The organism is Mesorhizobium sp. M8A.F.Ca.ET.207.01.1.1 (assembly GCF_004794715.1).
Taxonomy (GTDB): Bacteria; Pseudomonadota; Alphaproteobacteria; order Rhizobiales; family Rhizobiaceae; genus Mesorhizobium.
Window position 1 is genome coordinate 1 of record NZ_SRUS01000352.1, and the last position, 325, is coordinate 325.

1 protein-coding gene is annotated in these 325 nt (G+C 67.1%); it reads left to right on the forward strand.

What is annotated here, in order from left to right:
• Positions 1 to 19: 19 nt before the first annotated feature.
• Positions 20 to 325: hypothetical protein (locus EN850_RS34880; protein WP_210238062.1), on the forward strand; the 306-nt coding region annotated here is incomplete at its 3' end.

The following is a 325-nucleotide window of genomic DNA, read 5'->3' on the forward strand; positions in this document are numbered from 1 at the left end:
TTGGACCTCGGTACGGCCGTTGACTGCGAATGCACAGCAGGCCAGCGCTACGCTGGAGCGCGATCTGGCCGCCTTCCGGGCGCTTTACCCGGCGCTGCGCCCGGCCACCATCACGTATGCAGTGGGCATGCTGCGCACGGGCGGCACCACACTGGGCGACAAGGTATTGATCGGTGCGGAGATGGCGCTGGGCGATGAGCGCGTGGACGTAAGCGAGCTGCCCGCGCCGATACGCAGCCGGCTGCGGATCTTCTACGACAGCCGTCCCGGCGCGAACAACGCGCAGAACAACCTGCACGAGTACGTGCATACCCAGCAGCGCGGA